Below are 14,516 nucleotides of genomic sequence, written 5' to 3'. Positions count from 1 at the left end.
ATGGGTAAAAATTTAAGTAAAGAATTAAATTATAAGAAGATTCCAATTCAATTAACTCTTGGTAAAACAAGGCTAAATCCATATTTGATTGAAACTGTCAGTATATTGGCAAAAGGCACTCCTTATGCAAAAATAAAATGGAGTATTGTCGGCGATGGAGTACTTCCAAAAGAAGATCTAATTCCAAAATATTTTGATAGTAAAGGTGTTGCGCTAACTAAGTTTAGAACAATTAATCCTAATGTTCGTCCGATAACAGTAAGCGTTGAATATGAAGATGGAAGTGAAAAAGCTAGTGAAACAGCTGTATTTAATGGTCCAATTCGTCCAAGAATAAATGTAAAAAATATTCCATTTGATACAGGAGCAACTATAGAGCTATATGGACTAATTCCAAACTCTAGTGTAGATGTTCAACCAGATCAGTATCTTGGTTATACTAATTTTGTAAATAAAGGCACGCTTCATACTGATGATAAAGGTTCAGTTTATTTAAATTTTAAACCTATTGGAAAAGTTACTGAACACACCGGTAGAATTTTTAGTCTTAAAGTGAAATATAAAGAATGGGATGGAGCTGATTCTGAAGCAATTGTAGGAAGTATTGAGGTGCAAAAACGCATTCATGCAATATATGATACTTGGAAAGATCCTGCTTCATGCTACACCAGTGCAACTTTAACATTAACCGATGGAATTGCAGGAGAAAAAGTTGATTTTAGTGGAACTAATCTCTTAGTTGGCCTTGGTCAAACTGTGCCAATTATACAAAGATGGGATAAAGAATTTGATAATTCTGGTGAAGCAAAAGTTGTAATATCAACTACATGGTGCACTAAACCATTGACCGATACTCCTACTTTTACAATGAGATTTAATACTTTAGGTGTAAATGTCACAGAAACACGAGCGGTTACTTTTGGTGGTGGAGATCATGAAAGATTTTATTAGTCGGATATATAGGCACATTTTATAATGTTGTGGAAAAAGAAAGAAATATATGCCACTGTATAATTTTGCACAATTTCTATCTCTGTTAGCCCAGCTTTCAGAGGTAGATATTAAAACTCTTATGGAATATAAAGATTTATTGTTAAAAGCGTTATCACCTTTAAACGAAGTAGAAAGATTTAATGCAAAAGAATGTATGCAACTTATTAACACTCTTGAAGAAACTTTTTTAGATAAACTCCAAATAGAAGAAAGCAAAAAGAAAGAAATTTGCAAAAATATTATCAAAATACTAAAAAATCATTGGAAAATGTTTTTTTGAAAATCAAGTTGTAATGCAAAATAAATGGTGGATTTAGCAGGACTCGAACCTGCGACCAACCGGTTATGAGCCGGTTGCTCTAACCAACTGAGCTATAAATCCGCCAGAAGTTAAAATAAAAATGTTATTATATCTTTATTTCCTTAATTTAAATTTAGAATTTTATTTTTACCGCTTTTTCTATTGCTAAATATCTAAAGGTTATTAAATTTTGTAAAATTCCAAAGAAAATCATAAAAGTAGCAAAAGAACTTCCCCCATGACTAAAAAATGGCATAGGTATACCAACAACAGGAGCAAAACCTATGGTCATTGATATATTTACCGCTACATATATGAAAATAAATAAAGCAATGCAATTTGTCACCACTCTTGTAAAATAATCATCTTTGAGCTTATAATTTAAACTCAATAAATGAAAAATGAGTAAGGTGTAAAGTAGTATGATTACAACTGCACCGATAAAACCAAATCTTTCAGATAAATATGCAAAGATAAAATCACTCGTAGAAATAGGTAAAAATTTAAAATGTGTTTGTGTAGCTTCATCTGCTTTTTTTCCGCTCAAACCACCGCTTCCTATAGCGATGATGGATTGTTTTACGTGGTAACTTGGCTCTTCAGCTAAGAAATCATGAATTCTTTGTTTTTGATAAGGCTTTAAAAAATCACTATAAATAATAGGTGAGGCTATGGCTATAGCTAAAAAAATACTAAGCCAAATTTTATAATTTACCCCTATGATAAAAAGCGTTCCAAAGCCTACTATTAAAAGCACCAAAGCTGTTCCCAAATCAGGTTCTCCTGCTATAAGTAAAAATGGAAGTAAAATATAAAAACTTAGCTTTAAAAATTGTTTTAAGCCATAGCCATTAGGTGGTGGAGGATTTTGATAAATCAAATAAGCTAACATTAAAATAAAAGAGGGCTTAAAAATTTCAGAAGGTTGTATGGTAAAATGTGTAAAAGGTATTTCAAGCCATCTTCTAGCTCCAAGTTTTTCAACACCAAAAATATCCACACTTAAAAGTAAAGCTATATTAATCCAATATAACACAGGTATAAGCCACATTAGTCTTCTTAAGGGTAAAAAGAAAAAAAACGCAAATCCTGCAAAACCCACTAAAGTATAGATAAATTGTTTTTCAGCTAAGCGCGTATTTGCCTCATAAATTAAAAGAAAAGATATAGCTATGATAGGTAACACTAAAAGAGGTTGTACAAAGTCAAAATGTGTTAAAATTCTTCTATCAAGTTTTATCAAAGCTACCCTTTTTTATAAAATATTACATAATTATATGCTAAAATTGCAAATTTTATCACAAGGAAATATAATATGCTAAAAATTTCATCACTTTGTGAAGAAAGATTGGATGTTTTTTTATCAGATATACTTAAGCAAAGTCGTTCGCAAGTTGCTAAACTAATCAAAGAAAACTGCATATATATTAATGAAAAAATAGAAAATAAAAGTTCTAAAAAAATAAAACAAAAAGATGAAATAAGTATTTTTTTACCTTTAGCAAAAGAAGCCAAAGAAAGCTACACGCCTGAGTTTGATATAGAAATTTTATATGAAGATGATGATGTTTTGGTTTTAAACAAAGCTCCTAATGTTGTCGTGCATGGTGCAAGTAGTGTTAAAGAAGCGACTTTGGTGGATTGGCTTTTGCATAAGGGCTATGCTTTATCAAATTTAAATGGAGAACATAGAGCAGGGCTTGTGCATAGACTTGATAAGGGCACAAGTGGAGCTATCATCATAGCTAAAAACAATCAAGCACATCAATTTTTAGCAAATCAGCTTTTGGATAAAAGTATGGGTAGATTTTATCTTGCTTTGAGTGAATTGCCTTTGAAAAATGATAAAATGAGTAATGAAAAAGCTATTATGCGTTGTCCTAGCAATAGGCTTAAAAAAATTACTACAAATACTAAAAATCCTTTAGCAAAAAATGCAAAAACAGATTTTATAAATTTATTAAGCGCTAAAAATTGCTCTTTGATAGCTGCTAAGTTATACACAGGAAGAACTCATCAAATCAGGGTGCATTTAGCAGATTTTAATCGATATATTTTAGGAGATCAATTATACGGATATAAAGGAAAAATAAAGTATAATAGAGTAATGCTTCATGCGTATTTGATTTATTTTATTCATCCTAGGACTAAAGAGTTGATGTTTGTAAAAGCTCCTATGTTTGATGATTTTTATCAAATTTTAAAAGAAAATTTTACACAAGGAGAGATAGATGAAAAAACTTCATTGGATTATCTTAAGTTCTGCTTTAGCTTTTAGTGCTTGTAGCGTAAGTTCACCGCAAATTGCTCAAGTAAATGATACTTTACCAAAAATATCAAGTATTAAAAGTATAAGTGATATTACAAGTATAGCGTTTGAATGGGAACCTTTGTATGATCAAAATATAGCAGGTTATTATATTTATAGAGCAAATGCAGCTGGTGCACCTATGGAGCTTATAGCAAAAATCAAAAATAAATTTCAAACTCACTATACTGATACAAATTTAGCACCAAATACAAGATATTATTATTCTATGAAAACCTTTAATGAACTTGGACAAGTTTCTCAAGATGGTGTAAGCATAGAAGCTTTTACAAATAGAGTGATTGATCCAGTGCCTTTTGTGCAAGCTATTGTGGGGTTGCCAAATCGTGTGAAAATAGTTTGGAGACCACATCCTGATGTAAGAGTAAATTCATACATCATTGAGCGTGCAAATATGAAAGATATGAAATTTAAAGAATTAGCTAGAATCAAAAATCGCTTAAGTGCTGAATATATAGATGATTCGCTAAAACCTGATGAAAGTTTTCAATATAGAATCATAGCTTTAACTTATGATGGTATTAAAAGCACTCCAAGTAAAATAGTAGAATCAACTACCAAAGCCCTTCCTCCTATGGTAAGTAATTTACAAGCAAGTAAAGACGCACCAAGAAAAATCATTTTAACTTGGGATAAAATTGATTATGCTGATTTTGCTTATTATAAAATTTATTCAAGTTCAACTACTTTTTTACCTTTTAGTGTGGTAGCTAAAACTTCTGAAAATACTTATGAAGATGTGGTTAAAGGTGTGGCTGAAAAAAGATATTATAAAGTTAGTATGGTCGATAAAGATGGCCTAGAAAGTCCTATAGCAAGTGAGCCTGTGGAAGGTATTACCCTAGGAGCACCATTAGCGCCAAGTATTGTTTTGTGTGCTGTTGAAGATGATGGTATTAGAGTAGAGTGGATTGATAATGATGATAGAGCTAAAGAATACATAGTTAAAAGAAGTGGTGGTGGAAGTAATGCTGTGTTTAAAGAGATTAAATCTAAACAATTAAAAGATATTACTGCAGCTCCTGGAAAAGTATATAGTTATGAAGTTATTGCAATTGATGCAAATGGCATAGAATCAAAAGCTTCTGATAAATTTACAGCGGTAAAATAATGCCAAATTTTAAGTGTAAAATTTTAAAAGAAATTCAACTTCCTTTTGAAAAAGATGGAGTTGAATTCTTATGGCTTGCTAAAGGTGAAAATGTTGATTTGCTTTTTACGCGTATAAACCAAGAAAAATTTTTTTTACAAATTAAAAAAGATGAAAAAAGTCAAGAATGGCTTATAAAGGGTGAAAAACATACTAAGCCTTCGCAAATTGGGTATTTGCAAAAGGCTTTACTTGTATTTAAAGAAAATTTTACTCAAGATGTAGTTTGTGAAGCTGTGGCGCTAAAACACACAAGGTTAATCCAAAAAACACCTTTAATTGCTAATGATTTAAAAGAAATTTTAGAACAAATAAAAAATAAAAAACAGATTTATATTGAAATAGGTTTTGGAAGCGGTAGACATTTACTTTATCAAGCTAGGCAAAATCCTAATGTACTGATAATTGGTATAGAAATTTACACTCCTGCATTAGAACAAGTAGCTAAACTTGCTTTAAGTGAAAATTTAAACAATGTTTTATTAATAGAAACTGATGCAAGATTATTATTAAGCGTACTTGAATCTAATCTTGTGGATAAAATCTTTTTGCATTTTCCTGTTCCTTGGGATAAAAAGCCTCACCGTAGAGTAGTGGGGTTAAATTTTGCAAATGAATGTGCTAGGGTTTTAAAAGAAGATGGACAATTTGAACTTAGAACGGATAGTTTTTTGTATTTTGATTTTACTTTGGAGACTTTTTTAACTTTCTCACATTTAAAAGCTTTAATCAAAAAAAATGAAAATTTAGAAATTTCAAGTAAATATGAAGATCGTTGGAAAAGACAAAATAAAGATATATATGATTTAATCATTAGTGGTTTTAGCAAGAGTAAAAGCTTGAATAAAAATCAAAAATTTGCTATTGAGGATTTAAAATTAAATACAAAAGAATTAGCTTGTATAAAAAAGAATTTTAAAAATGAAGTTTTTAAAGGCGAAGATTTTTTCTTGCATTTTGAAAAAATGTATATTAAAGATGAAGAACTTGTTATTAAAATAGCTTTTGGTGCTTTTTATAAACCTGAACATGTTTATATAGTATTAAACTTACAAAAGATAGAATTTATCTTTGAGCAACCTTTTAAAACTAAAGAAAATTTAAAAGCTATAGAAAAATTAAGAGAAATATTGTATTCTTATATTAAATAATAATGATTTAAATAACTTTCAAACAAATGATAAGGAAAAAGCAGTGATGATAGAAGCCAAAAAGCTTTGTCTTGGTTATGATGAGCTTGTTATAGAAAATGCTAGTTTTTCGCTAAAAGATAATGATTTTGTTTTTATCACAGGAAAAAGTGGTAGTGGAAAATCAACTTTGTTAAAATCTTTTTATGGGGATTTGGAGCCAATAAGTGGAAATTTAAAGGTTTGCAATAATGATTTAGTGGATATTTCTAATGCTGAACTTTTGCAGCTTAGGCAAAAAATAGGAATTATTTTTCAAGATTATCGTTTGGTTCAAGAATTTAGTGTAGAAAAAAATGTAATGTTACCTTTGATGATTAAAGGTTATAGTAAAAATGTATGTAAAGAACAAGCTGCAAAGCTTTTAAAGCATGTAAATTTAACTTTCAAAGCTGATAAAAAGCCAGCTCAACTTTCAGGTGGAGAGCAGCAACGCGTGGCTATGGCAAGAGCCCTAGCACATAATCCAAAATTACTCTTATGTGATGAGCCAACGGGAAATTTAGATGAGTATTCTTCAGATATTATATGGACTTTATTAAAATCAGCTAGAGAAATACTTGGAACTTGTGTGGTAGTTGTCACACATAGAATTCCTACTAATTTAAGACTTGATTATCGTCGTTTTAATATAGAAAATGGGAGAATGAATGAAATCTTTTAAAAATCATCTTTCTTTGATATTTGCTTTAATGGTGATGATGTTTGCTTTTGAGTTTTTGATTATCACAAATAAAACTATTGAATATTATGAAAAACTTTTAAATAAAGATTATAATATCATTTTAGTAGGAAAAACTCACTTAGATAAAAAAAGCATAGAGGATCAAGTAAGTCATTTTCAGTCTTTAGAAATTTTAAATCCAAATGAAATGATAGATAGACTTAAAAATGATATATCAGCTAAAAACATAGAGGTTTTAAAAGCTACATTGCCAAAATTTTATACTTTAAAGCTTAATAAGCTTTTGTCAGAAGATGAGTTAAACATTTTAAAAGATAAACTTTTAAAAAATCCTAACATTACTAGAGTGGAGACTTTTGCAAAAACGCATACAAAAATTTATAAACTTTTAGTTTTAGTGAAATTTTTATTATGGTTTTTCTTGTTTATTATAATATTGCTTAGTTTTGTATTATTGCTTAAACAAATGAAAATTTGGCTTTTCGAGCATACTCAAAGAGTGGAAATCATGTGCTTGCTTGGTGCTCCATTTTGGTTTAGATCTTTTATGCTTTATAAGATAGTTTTTATTGATTGTTTTATAGCATTTTTATTGCTTGTATTATTTTTTACCCAAGTTTATGATCTTGAATCCATTAAACTAGCTTTACAAAGTGTAGACATTAGCTTGCCTAAAATAAGTATTTTCACGCATTTATTTTTGATTTTTTTAGCAATGCTTTGTGTTTGTTTTGCTTGTGTGAATTTTGTGATGTTTAAGGTTAGAAAATGAAAAAATGCTTTTTGCTTTTTTTATTTTCCTTTTCTGTTTTATTTGCAAATGAAATTGCACAAAAGCAAAAAGATATTAAAGAAAATGAACGCATAGTAAAGCAATTATCTAAAAAATTAGAAGATTTAGCTAGTGAAATTTTAGATAATGAGAAAAATTTAAAAAAAATTGCTTCAGAAATTAGCACCTTAACTTCAAAAACTTCTAAACTTGAAGGATCTGTGAAAACTCAAATAAAAGCATTAGAACAGCTTAATGCACAAAATAAAGATCTTTTGCAAAATAAAAATAAGATCGAAGGAAAAATAATTGATTTAATTGCTAAAGATTTTGCTTATGATTTAGCAATCCCTAAAAATTATATTGAAAGTGAAGATAGTATTATTGCTTTGGAGTTAGTTGGGGTTTTGGATAAAATTTTCAAAGAAGAATTTTATCAAATTTCAAAAGATTATGAAGATGTGAGCAAAAAAATAGAAGAAAAGCAAAGACAAATTACTACAATTAATAATAATTTAAAAGTTTATAAAGATCAAATTGATGAGCTCAAAAACCTTAGAAAAAAACAAGAGCAAGAAATAGCTAAACAAAAAACTGATAAAGAAATTTATACTAGAAAACTTTCTAATTTGCAAGCCCAACAGCAAGAATTAAGAAAAACACTCAATAAATTAAAAATTATCAAAGAAAAAGAAGAAGAAAAATTAGCACAAAAAAAGGATGATCAAAAGCCAAATTCAAACATAAAACAAGTGGGTTCAAGCTATCAAACAAGCAGTGTTAAGCGATATAATGGTCCTAAGACAATAGCTCCTTTAGAATCTTACACAGTAAAGCAAAAATTTGGAAATTATATAGATCCTATTTATAATATTAAGATCTATAATGAAAATGTAGTTTTAAAAAGTGATAGTGCTAATGCTGCGGTAAGAAATGTCTTAGATGGAAAAGTAGTTTTTGCAAAAGCAACTCCAACTTTAAAGCAAGTTGTGATTGTTGAAAATAAAGATGGTATACATACTATTTATGCACATTTAGATAAAATTGCTCCTGGGGTTAAAGTAGGTAGAAATATCAAGAAAGGTTATATTATAGGTAGGGTTGAAAGTGATTTAACTTTTGAAGTAACCCAAAAGAATTTTCATATCAATCCTTTGGAAATGATTAAATAAATTAGTTTTTTTTAATGCGAATTTTGATATAGTTTTAAATCAAAGGAGAAATTTAATGAACAATAAAAGAAAAAGAGTATTGGTTAAATTTTCTGGAGAAGCTTTGGCTGGAGAAAATGGATTTGGTATAGAAAATTCTATTTTAAAATATATAGCTTCTGAAATAAAAAGTTTGATTCATGAAAATGTTGAAGTAGGTATTGTAATAGGTGGTGGTAATATCATTAGAGGGGTATCTGCTGCAAGAGATGGACTGATAAAAAGAACAAGTGGCGATCATATGGGTATGCTTGCTACTGTAATTAATTCTATAGCTATGCAAGAAGCATTAGAAAGTGCTGGACTTGATGTGAGGGTTCAAAGTGCTATCCAAATGGAAGCATTTTGCGAAACATATATTATGAGAAGAGCACATAGACATTTAGAAAAAGGACGCATAGTTATTTTTGCTTGTGGTACTGGCAATCCTTATTTTACTACAGATACTGCTGCAACTTTAAGAGCGGTTGAAATTCAAGCAGATATGATCATTAAAGCAACTAAGGTAGATGGAATTTATAACAAAGATCCTAAAAAATTTGATGATGCTATTATGCTTAATGAGTTAAGCTATGAAAGAGCTTTACATGATAATATAAAAGTTATGGATGATACAGCAATAGCTCTAGCTAAAGATAATGCTTTACCTATTGTGGTATGTAATATGTTTAAAGAAGGAAATTTATTAAAAATTATCCAAGGCGATATGAGCTTATGCTCTATTGTTAAAAATCAAGATTAAAGGTAAAAAATGAGAGTAGAACAAATAGCTGCAAAGGCATTAAAAAAATTAAAAGATGATAGATACAAATTAGCTCTTGTGGTGGCTAAAAGAGCTGAAGAGCTTGCAAATGGTGCAGAACCTTTAGTAAATTTAGATAAAAATAAATATAAATATACTGATATTGCTTTATATGAAATAGCAGAAGATAAAATCGTATTAGAGGGATTTATTGAAGCTGGTAAATGATGAGTTATTGCTAGATAAACTTGTTGATGATGTAAAAAATTGCAAGGATTTACAAAGAGCAAAAGAAATTCTTTTTATGGTTTTTCCACAATCTGCTGTTTTGGAAAAAGCAGTGGAATTTTGTATCCAAAAACACGAAGGGCAATTTAGAAAGAGTGGAGAACCTTATGCGGTTCATCCTATATTAGTAGCTTCTTTTGTAGCTTTTTTAAGTCCTATACAATCTATGATTATAGCCGCATTATTACATGATGTATTAGAAGATACAAATTGTAATGAAGAAGAGTTAAATGCAAATTTTGGCGAAGAAGTAACAAAATTAGTTCAAGGTTTAACTAAAATAGTTAGTATTAGAGAAGATCATCTTACTCATTCTAATTCCAATGAGAAACTTGCAAAATCTGCTCTGACTTTTAGAAATATGCTTCTAGCGGGTGTTGAAGATGTGAGTGTGCTTGTAATAAAGCTTTGTGATAGATTGCACAATATGCTTACCTTAAATTATTTACGAGAAGATAAGCAAAAAAGAATTAGCGAAGAAACCTTGGTGGTATATGCACCTATAGCTCATAGACTTGGAATTTCAAGTATAAAGAATTTACTTGAGGATTTAAGTTTTAAATTTTTGCTTCCTGATGAATATGCACAAATTGATAATTATATAAATGCAAAAGATCAACAAATTCAACTTGGATTTAATGAATTTATTTCAAAAATAGAAATGTTATTTTTGGAAAATGGGTTTAGACAAGGTAGTTTTGTTATACATAAAAGAATTAAACATAATTATTCTATTTATTTAAAGATGCAAAGAAAAGGTGTAGGGCTTGATGAAGTTTTAGACCTTTTGGGTGTAAGAATTTTGGTTGAAAAAGTTTATGATTGTTATTTGGCTTTAGGAATTTTACATACGCATTTTAATCCTTTGATTTCAAGATTTAAAGACTATATAGCCTTGCCAAAACAAAATGGCTATCAAACCTTACATACAACACTTTTTGATGCAAAAAATATCATAGAGGCTCAAATTCGCACCTTTGATATGCATAAAACTGCTGAATTTGGCGTTGCAGCACATTGGAAATATAAAGAAGGAAATATTGCAACACCAAATTTAGATTGGCTTGAAGATATTTCTATGCATGGTAAAGAAGAAGGAAATAATATACAAGATTGTGATGCTATTGAGCTTTATGAATATGCAAAGGATAGTTTATATATTGAGGATATAGCAGTATATTCTCCTAAAGGTGAAATTTTTACCTTACCGCGTGGAGCTACGGCTTTGGATTTTGCATATGAGGTTCATACTAAAGTAGGACTTCATGCAAAAACCGCCTTTGTAAATCGTATGAGAGTCCCGCTTTTAACTGTACTTAAAAATGGAGATATAGTTAGTATTGAAACTTCAGAGGAAGAATTTTTTAGATGCTCTTGGATAGATAGTGTTAAAACAGGAAAAGCTAGAGCTAGTATAAGAGATTTTTGTAAGCAAAAGAAAAAAGAATTAAACAATAAAATTGCCATTAATCTTTTATCTACGGCATTTAATAAAGATTCTAAACTTATAGAAGAATGGCTTGAAAAAGAAAAATTTAATAAAAAGCTCAGACAAATTGCTTTAGATTTTAATTATTTTAAAGAGGTAATTATAGCTCTTAGAAAATATGTAGGACAAAATCAAGCAGCTAAATTTGAACAAAATGAACAAAAATTTGAAAGCATAGTGATTGGTTCTAATTATAAAATAACTACGATTAATTTTGATTATTGTTGTAGACCTAAAAGAGGAGATGAAATCATCGCTTTTAGACATTCAACTAGTGCTACAATACACCATAAACTTTGCGAACAAGCAATGAAGATGATAGAAGATAACAAAGAAATGGTTTTTGTTTCTTGGAATGATAGCTCGATAAAAAGTTACAAAATCATTGTTTCTATAGAAAATAAAAAAGGCTCTTTAGCGGATTTTCTAACTACTTTGGCTAAAATGCAGATTAATGTTTTAAGTATTAATTCAGCCGATTCAGAGCCTGTGGTGGCAAATTATTTTGAAGTGCAAGTTGAATTACCTAATAATATAGATGTTGAAAATGCAAAAGAAAGATTAAAAGCTAGGTATAAGATTTTAGATTTTACATCTTTAAATGATGCATATAATAATCACTAAAAAAGGTTTTATAATGAATATTGAAGAAATTATTAAAGAAATTAAAAGAGGAATAGCAGAAATTATTGATGAGGAAAGATTGATTTCTTTGGTAAAAAATTATTATGAAAAAGGCGAAAACTTTTTTGTAAAAGCTGGTTTTGATCCTACGGCCGCTGATTTGCATTTGGGTCATACTGTAGTTTTAAGCAAGATGGCTTTACTTCAAAAGCATGGAGCTATAGTGCAATTTTTAATAGGTGATTTTACTGCTCAAATAGGCGATCCAACAGGAAAAAGTGTCACAAGAAAAAAACTTGATAAAGAAGAAGTGTTTAAAAATGCTAAAACTTATGAAGAGCAAGTTTTTAAGATTTTAGATCCAAGTAAAACTCAAATTCATTTTAATTCTAAATGGCTAAATGAGCTTGGTGCTGCTGGTATAGTAGAACTTACTTCGACTTTTAGTGTTGCTAGAATGCTTGAAAGAGATGATTTTACTAAGCGTTTTAAAGAGCAAAGTCCTATATCAATTTGTGAGTTTTTATATCCACTTTTACAAGGTTATGATAGCGTTGCATTAAAAAGTGATATAGAAATGGGTGGAACGGATCAAAAATTTAATCTTTTAATGGGTAGACAGCTTCAAAGAGTATATAATTGCCAAAAAGAGCAAGCGGTGATGATGATGCCATTGCTTGAAGGTCTTGATGGTGTAAATAAAATGAGTAAAAGCTTAGGAAATTATATCGGTGTAACAGAAAATGCTAAAGATATGTATGCTAAGGTTTTGAGTATAAGTGATGAGTTGATGTTTAGATATTATGAGCTTTTAAGTGAAAAAAGCTTAAATGAAATTTCACAAATGAAAGATGATATTAAAAAAGGCTCATTGCATCCTAAAAAAGCTAAGGAAAATTTAGCTTTAGAAATAACAGCTCGTTTTCACTCAAATGAATGTGCTTTAAAAGCTAAGGAAGAATTTGACAAAGTTCATAGTGCAAAAGAGCTTCCTAGTGATATGCCAAGTTTTACTTTAGAAGGTAGTATTTGGCTTGCAAAAGCTATAGTGGAATGTAAAATGGAAAGCTCTACTTCAGCTGCTAGAAGATTGATTAGTTCTAATGCAGTAAGTATTAATGGAGAAAAAGTTCAAAATGAACAATACCAACTAGAAAGTGGAGAATATATTATACAAGTTGGAAAAAGAAAATTTGCAAAATTAAAGGTAATATAATGAGTTTTAAAGCTTTAAAAATTGGAAAGCATGAGATAAAATATCCTATTTTTCAAGGTGGAATGGGGCTTGGTATAAGTTGGGATAAGCTTGCTTCTGCAGTTTCTTTAAATGGTGGTTTAGGGATTATTTCTTCAGTGGGAACTGGGTATTATGAAAATAGAACACATATAGATAAAGAATTTAATGCAAAACCTTATGGTAGTGATAATTTTTACTCAAAAGCAGGCTTAAAAGCTTTGATAGATAATGCTAGAAAGGTTTGCAAAGACGCACCTTTGGGCTGTAATATTTTATATGCAAGTAATAATTATGCGCAAATTGCTCGTAATGCTTGTGAGGTTGGTTTTAATGTGATAGTTTCAGGAGCAGGACTTCCTACAAATTTACCTGAATTTACACAAGATTATCCTGATGTTGCTTTGGTACCTATTGTATCATCAGCTAAGGCTTTAAAAATTATTTGTAAAAGATGGCAAAGTAGATACAATCGCTTACCTGATGCAGTTATAGTTGAAGGACCAAAAAGCGGCGGACATCAGGGTTTTACTTATGAGCAATGTTTAATGGATGAATATCAATTAGAAAATGTGGTGCCACAAGTTGCGCAAGAAATTAAAAATTGGGGTGATATACCACTGATTGCTGCAGGTGGAATTTGGGATAAGCAAGATATAGAAAAGATGATGTCTTTAGGAGCAAGTGGCGTTCAAATGGGAACTCGTTTTATAGGAACTTTTGAATGTGATGCGAGTGATGATTTTAAACAAGTATTACTTGATTGTAAAAAAGAAGATATTGAGCTTTTAAAATCCCCGGTTGGTTATCCTGCAAGAGGAGTAAGAACCAATCTTTTAAATTTAGTAGATAAAAGAATGGGGCCAAAAATTTCTTGTGTGAGCAATTGCGTTGCACCATGTGGTAGAGGTAAGGAAGCTACTAAAGTAGGTTATTGTATAGCGGATAGATTATACGATGCTTGGAGTGGCAAAAAAGAAACAGGTTTATTTTTTACAGGAGCTAATGGGTATAGATTAGATAAACTTATTAGTGTAGAAGAACTAATGAAAAAATTAGTTTATGGTGAAGATGCTTAGAATATTTTTTATTTTTTTATTATTTTATATTGGTGTTTTTGCTAATGTAGAGGTTAAAAAATTTGATCAAAACTTTTTAACCTCTAATGCAGAAGAAAAATTACAATTACATCAACAACTAAAATCTTTATATATACAAAGCGTAATTAATGATAATAATGAAGAAAAAAATGAGATTTTAAAAAGATTAATCATTAGTTCAAATTTTTTAGGTTTTGATGATAAGGCTTATGTGCAAGAGCTTAAAGAAAGTGGAGTAAGTGAAGAAGAAATTTCGCGTTTAAAAAATGCTTTAAAAGTTATACAAGATCAAAAAATAAAAAAAGAGCTAGTAAAAAACGAAACTAATGCTACCGCTTTTACTAATAAAAAAGAAGATAAAAAAGAAGATAAAAAAGAAGATAAAAAAGAAGATAAAAAAGAAGATAA

14 protein-coding genes, 1 tRNA gene and 1 pseudogene are annotated in these 14,516 nt (G+C 29.5%); 14 read left to right on the top strand and 2 right to left on the bottom strand.

The annotated features are described in order from the left end of the window. Positions 1-84 precede the first annotated feature (84 nt). Positions 85-951 (top strand): hypothetical protein, encoded by an 867-nt coding sequence (locus L8U37_RS07930; RefSeq protein WP_263673469.1) that lies wholly within the window; start codon positions 85-87, stop codon positions 949-951. A 49-nt stretch (positions 952-1,000) separates the two neighbouring features. Then, a complete protein-coding gene (locus L8U37_RS07925) occupies positions 1,001-1,273 on the top strand; it encodes a hypothetical protein (protein WP_133319257.1) in 273 nt (90 codons plus the stop codon). A gap of 25 nt (positions 1,274-1,298) precedes the next feature. Here L8U37_RS07925 and L8U37_RS07920 read toward each other — a convergent pair. Both L8U37_RS07920 and L8U37_RS07915 read right to left on the bottom strand, forming a co-directional pair. Next, positions 1,299-1,375 (bottom strand) — tRNA-Ile (locus tag L8U37_RS07920). A gap of 52 nt (positions 1,376-1,427) precedes the next feature. Beyond that, on the bottom strand, positions 1,428-2,537 hold the full coding sequence (locus L8U37_RS07915; protein ID WP_087700555.1) for an FtsW/RodA/SpoVE family cell cycle protein: 1,110 nt from the start codon (positions 2,535-2,537) through the stop codon (positions 1,428-1,430). A gap of 72 nt (positions 2,538-2,609) precedes the next feature. Between L8U37_RS07915 and L8U37_RS07910 the strand changes: the two genes are divergently transcribed. The 12 genes and pseudogenes from L8U37_RS07910 to L8U37_RS07855 all read left to right on the top strand — a co-directional run. Next, the gene (locus L8U37_RS07910) at positions 2,610-3,572 is read left to right on the top strand and encodes an RluA family pseudouridine synthase (RefSeq protein WP_263671835.1); all 963 of its coding nucleotides are present in this window, start codon (positions 2,610-2,612) and stop codon (positions 3,570-3,572) included. Further along, positions 3,526-4,734 carry a ferrous iron transporter A gene (locus tag L8U37_RS07905; protein ID WP_220566341.1) on the top strand — a complete coding sequence of 403 codons (1,209 nt, stop codon included), beginning with the start codon at positions 3,526-3,528 and terminating at the stop codon, positions 4,732-4,734. Before L8U37_RS07910 ends, L8U37_RS07905 begins: the two co-directional genes overlap by 47 nt. Beyond that, positions 4,734-5,924 (top strand): tRNA (guanosine(46)-N7)-methyltransferase TrmB, encoded by a 1,191-nt coding sequence (gene trmB, locus L8U37_RS07900; protein ID WP_263660620.1) that lies wholly within the window; start codon positions 4,734-4,736, stop codon positions 5,922-5,924. Before L8U37_RS07905 ends, trmB begins: the two co-directional genes overlap by 1 nt. 46 nt (positions 5,925-5,970) lie before the next feature. Beyond that, positions 5,971-6,627, top strand: a complete 657-nt coding sequence (locus L8U37_RS07895; protein WP_039625813.1) for a cell division ATP-binding protein FtsE — start codon at positions 5,971-5,973, stop codon at positions 6,625-6,627. Beyond that, a complete protein-coding gene (locus L8U37_RS07890) occupies positions 6,614-7,420 on the top strand; it encodes an ABC transporter permease (RefSeq protein WP_133319253.1) in 807 nt (268 codons plus the stop codon). Before L8U37_RS07895 ends, L8U37_RS07890 begins: the two co-directional genes overlap by 14 nt. Beyond that, positions 7,417-8,592, top strand: coding sequence for a murein hydrolase activator EnvC family protein (locus L8U37_RS07885; RefSeq protein ID WP_133319252.1), 1,176 nt, complete (start codon positions 7,417-7,419; stop codon positions 8,590-8,592). The genes L8U37_RS07890 and L8U37_RS07885 overlap by 4 nt, the downstream gene beginning before the upstream one ends. A 55-nt stretch (positions 8,593-8,647) precedes the next feature. Then, positions 8,648-9,373: a UMP kinase gene (gene pyrH / locus L8U37_RS07880; RefSeq protein WP_133319251.1), complete on the top strand. Its 726-nt coding sequence runs from the start codon at positions 8,648-8,650 to the stop codon at positions 9,371-9,373. A 9-nt stretch (positions 9,374-9,382) separates the two neighbouring features. Further along, the gene (locus L8U37_RS07875) at positions 9,383-9,601 is read left to right on the top strand and encodes a DNA-directed RNA polymerase subunit omega (RefSeq protein ID WP_133319250.1); all 219 of its coding nucleotides are present in this window, start codon (positions 9,383-9,385) and stop codon (positions 9,599-9,601) included. Beyond that, positions 9,585-11,774, top strand: coding sequence for a RelA/SpoT family protein (locus L8U37_RS07870; RefSeq protein WP_133319249.1), 2,190 nt, complete (start codon positions 9,585-9,587; stop codon positions 11,772-11,774). The genes L8U37_RS07875 and L8U37_RS07870 overlap by 17 nt, the downstream gene beginning before the upstream one ends. A 13-nt stretch (positions 11,775-11,787) precedes the next feature. Continuing rightward, a complete protein-coding gene (tyrS, locus tag L8U37_RS07865) occupies positions 11,788-12,990 on the top strand; it encodes a tyrosine--tRNA ligase (RefSeq protein ID WP_263728970.1) in 1,203 nt (400 codons plus the stop codon). After that, positions 12,990-14,087, top strand: coding sequence for a nitronate monooxygenase (locus L8U37_RS07860; protein WP_263728969.1), 1,098 nt, complete (start codon positions 12,990-12,992; stop codon positions 14,085-14,087). Before tyrS ends, L8U37_RS07860 begins: the two co-directional genes overlap by 1 nt. Then, positions 14,080-14,516: pseudogene (locus L8U37_RS07855) on the top strand (N-acetylmuramoyl-L-alanine amidase); the annotation flags it as partial. The gene L8U37_RS07860 and the pseudogene L8U37_RS07855, both read left to right, overlap by 8 nt.

Origin of the sequence: Campylobacter sp. RKI_CA19_01122 (genome assembly GCF_025771325.1) — a bacterium.
Taxonomy (GTDB): Bacteria; Campylobacterota; Campylobacteria; order Campylobacterales; family Campylobacteraceae; genus Campylobacter_D; species Campylobacter_D lari_D.
The sequence above is the reverse complement of the archived record's forward strand: the minus strand, read 5'-3'. Positions and strand labels throughout refer to the sequence as shown.

Bases quoted from the DNA above. Each gene is read 5' to 3' on its own strand.
- trmB (WP_263660620.1), top strand. From the start codon at position 4,734: ATGCCAAATTTTAAGTGTAAAATTTTAAAAGAAATTCAACTTCCTTTT.
- L8U37_RS07925 (WP_133319257.1), top strand. From the start codon at position 1,001: ATGCCACTGTATAATTTTGCACAATTTCTATCTCTGTTAGCCCAGCTT.
- L8U37_RS07860 (WP_263728969.1), top strand. From the start codon at position 12,990: ATGAGTTTTAAAGCTTTAAAAATTGGAAAGCATGAGATAAAATATCCT.
- L8U37_RS07905 (WP_220566341.1), top strand. From the start codon at position 3,526: ATGAAAAAACTTCATTGGATTATCTTAAGTTCTGCTTTAGCTTTTAGT.
- tyrS (WP_263728970.1), top strand. From the start codon at position 11,788: ATGAATATTGAAGAAATTATTAAAGAAATTAAAAGAGGAATAGCAGAA.
- L8U37_RS07885 (WP_133319252.1), top strand. From the start codon at position 7,417: ATGAAAAAATGCTTTTTGCTTTTTTTATTTTCCTTTTCTGTTTTATTT.
- L8U37_RS07910 (WP_263671835.1), top strand. From the start codon at position 2,610: ATGCTAAAAATTTCATCACTTTGTGAAGAAAGATTGGATGTTTTTTTA.
- L8U37_RS07875 (WP_133319250.1), top strand. From the start codon at position 9,383: ATGAGAGTAGAACAAATAGCTGCAAAGGCATTAAAAAAATTAAAAGAT.
- L8U37_RS07895 (WP_039625813.1), top strand. From the start codon at position 5,971: ATGATAGAAGCCAAAAAGCTTTGTCTTGGTTATGATGAGCTTGTTATA.
- pyrH (WP_133319251.1), top strand. From the start codon at position 8,648: ATGAACAATAAAAGAAAAAGAGTATTGGTTAAATTTTCTGGAGAAGCT.
- L8U37_RS07890 (WP_133319253.1), top strand. From the start codon at position 6,614: ATGAAATCTTTTAAAAATCATCTTTCTTTGATATTTGCTTTAATGGTG.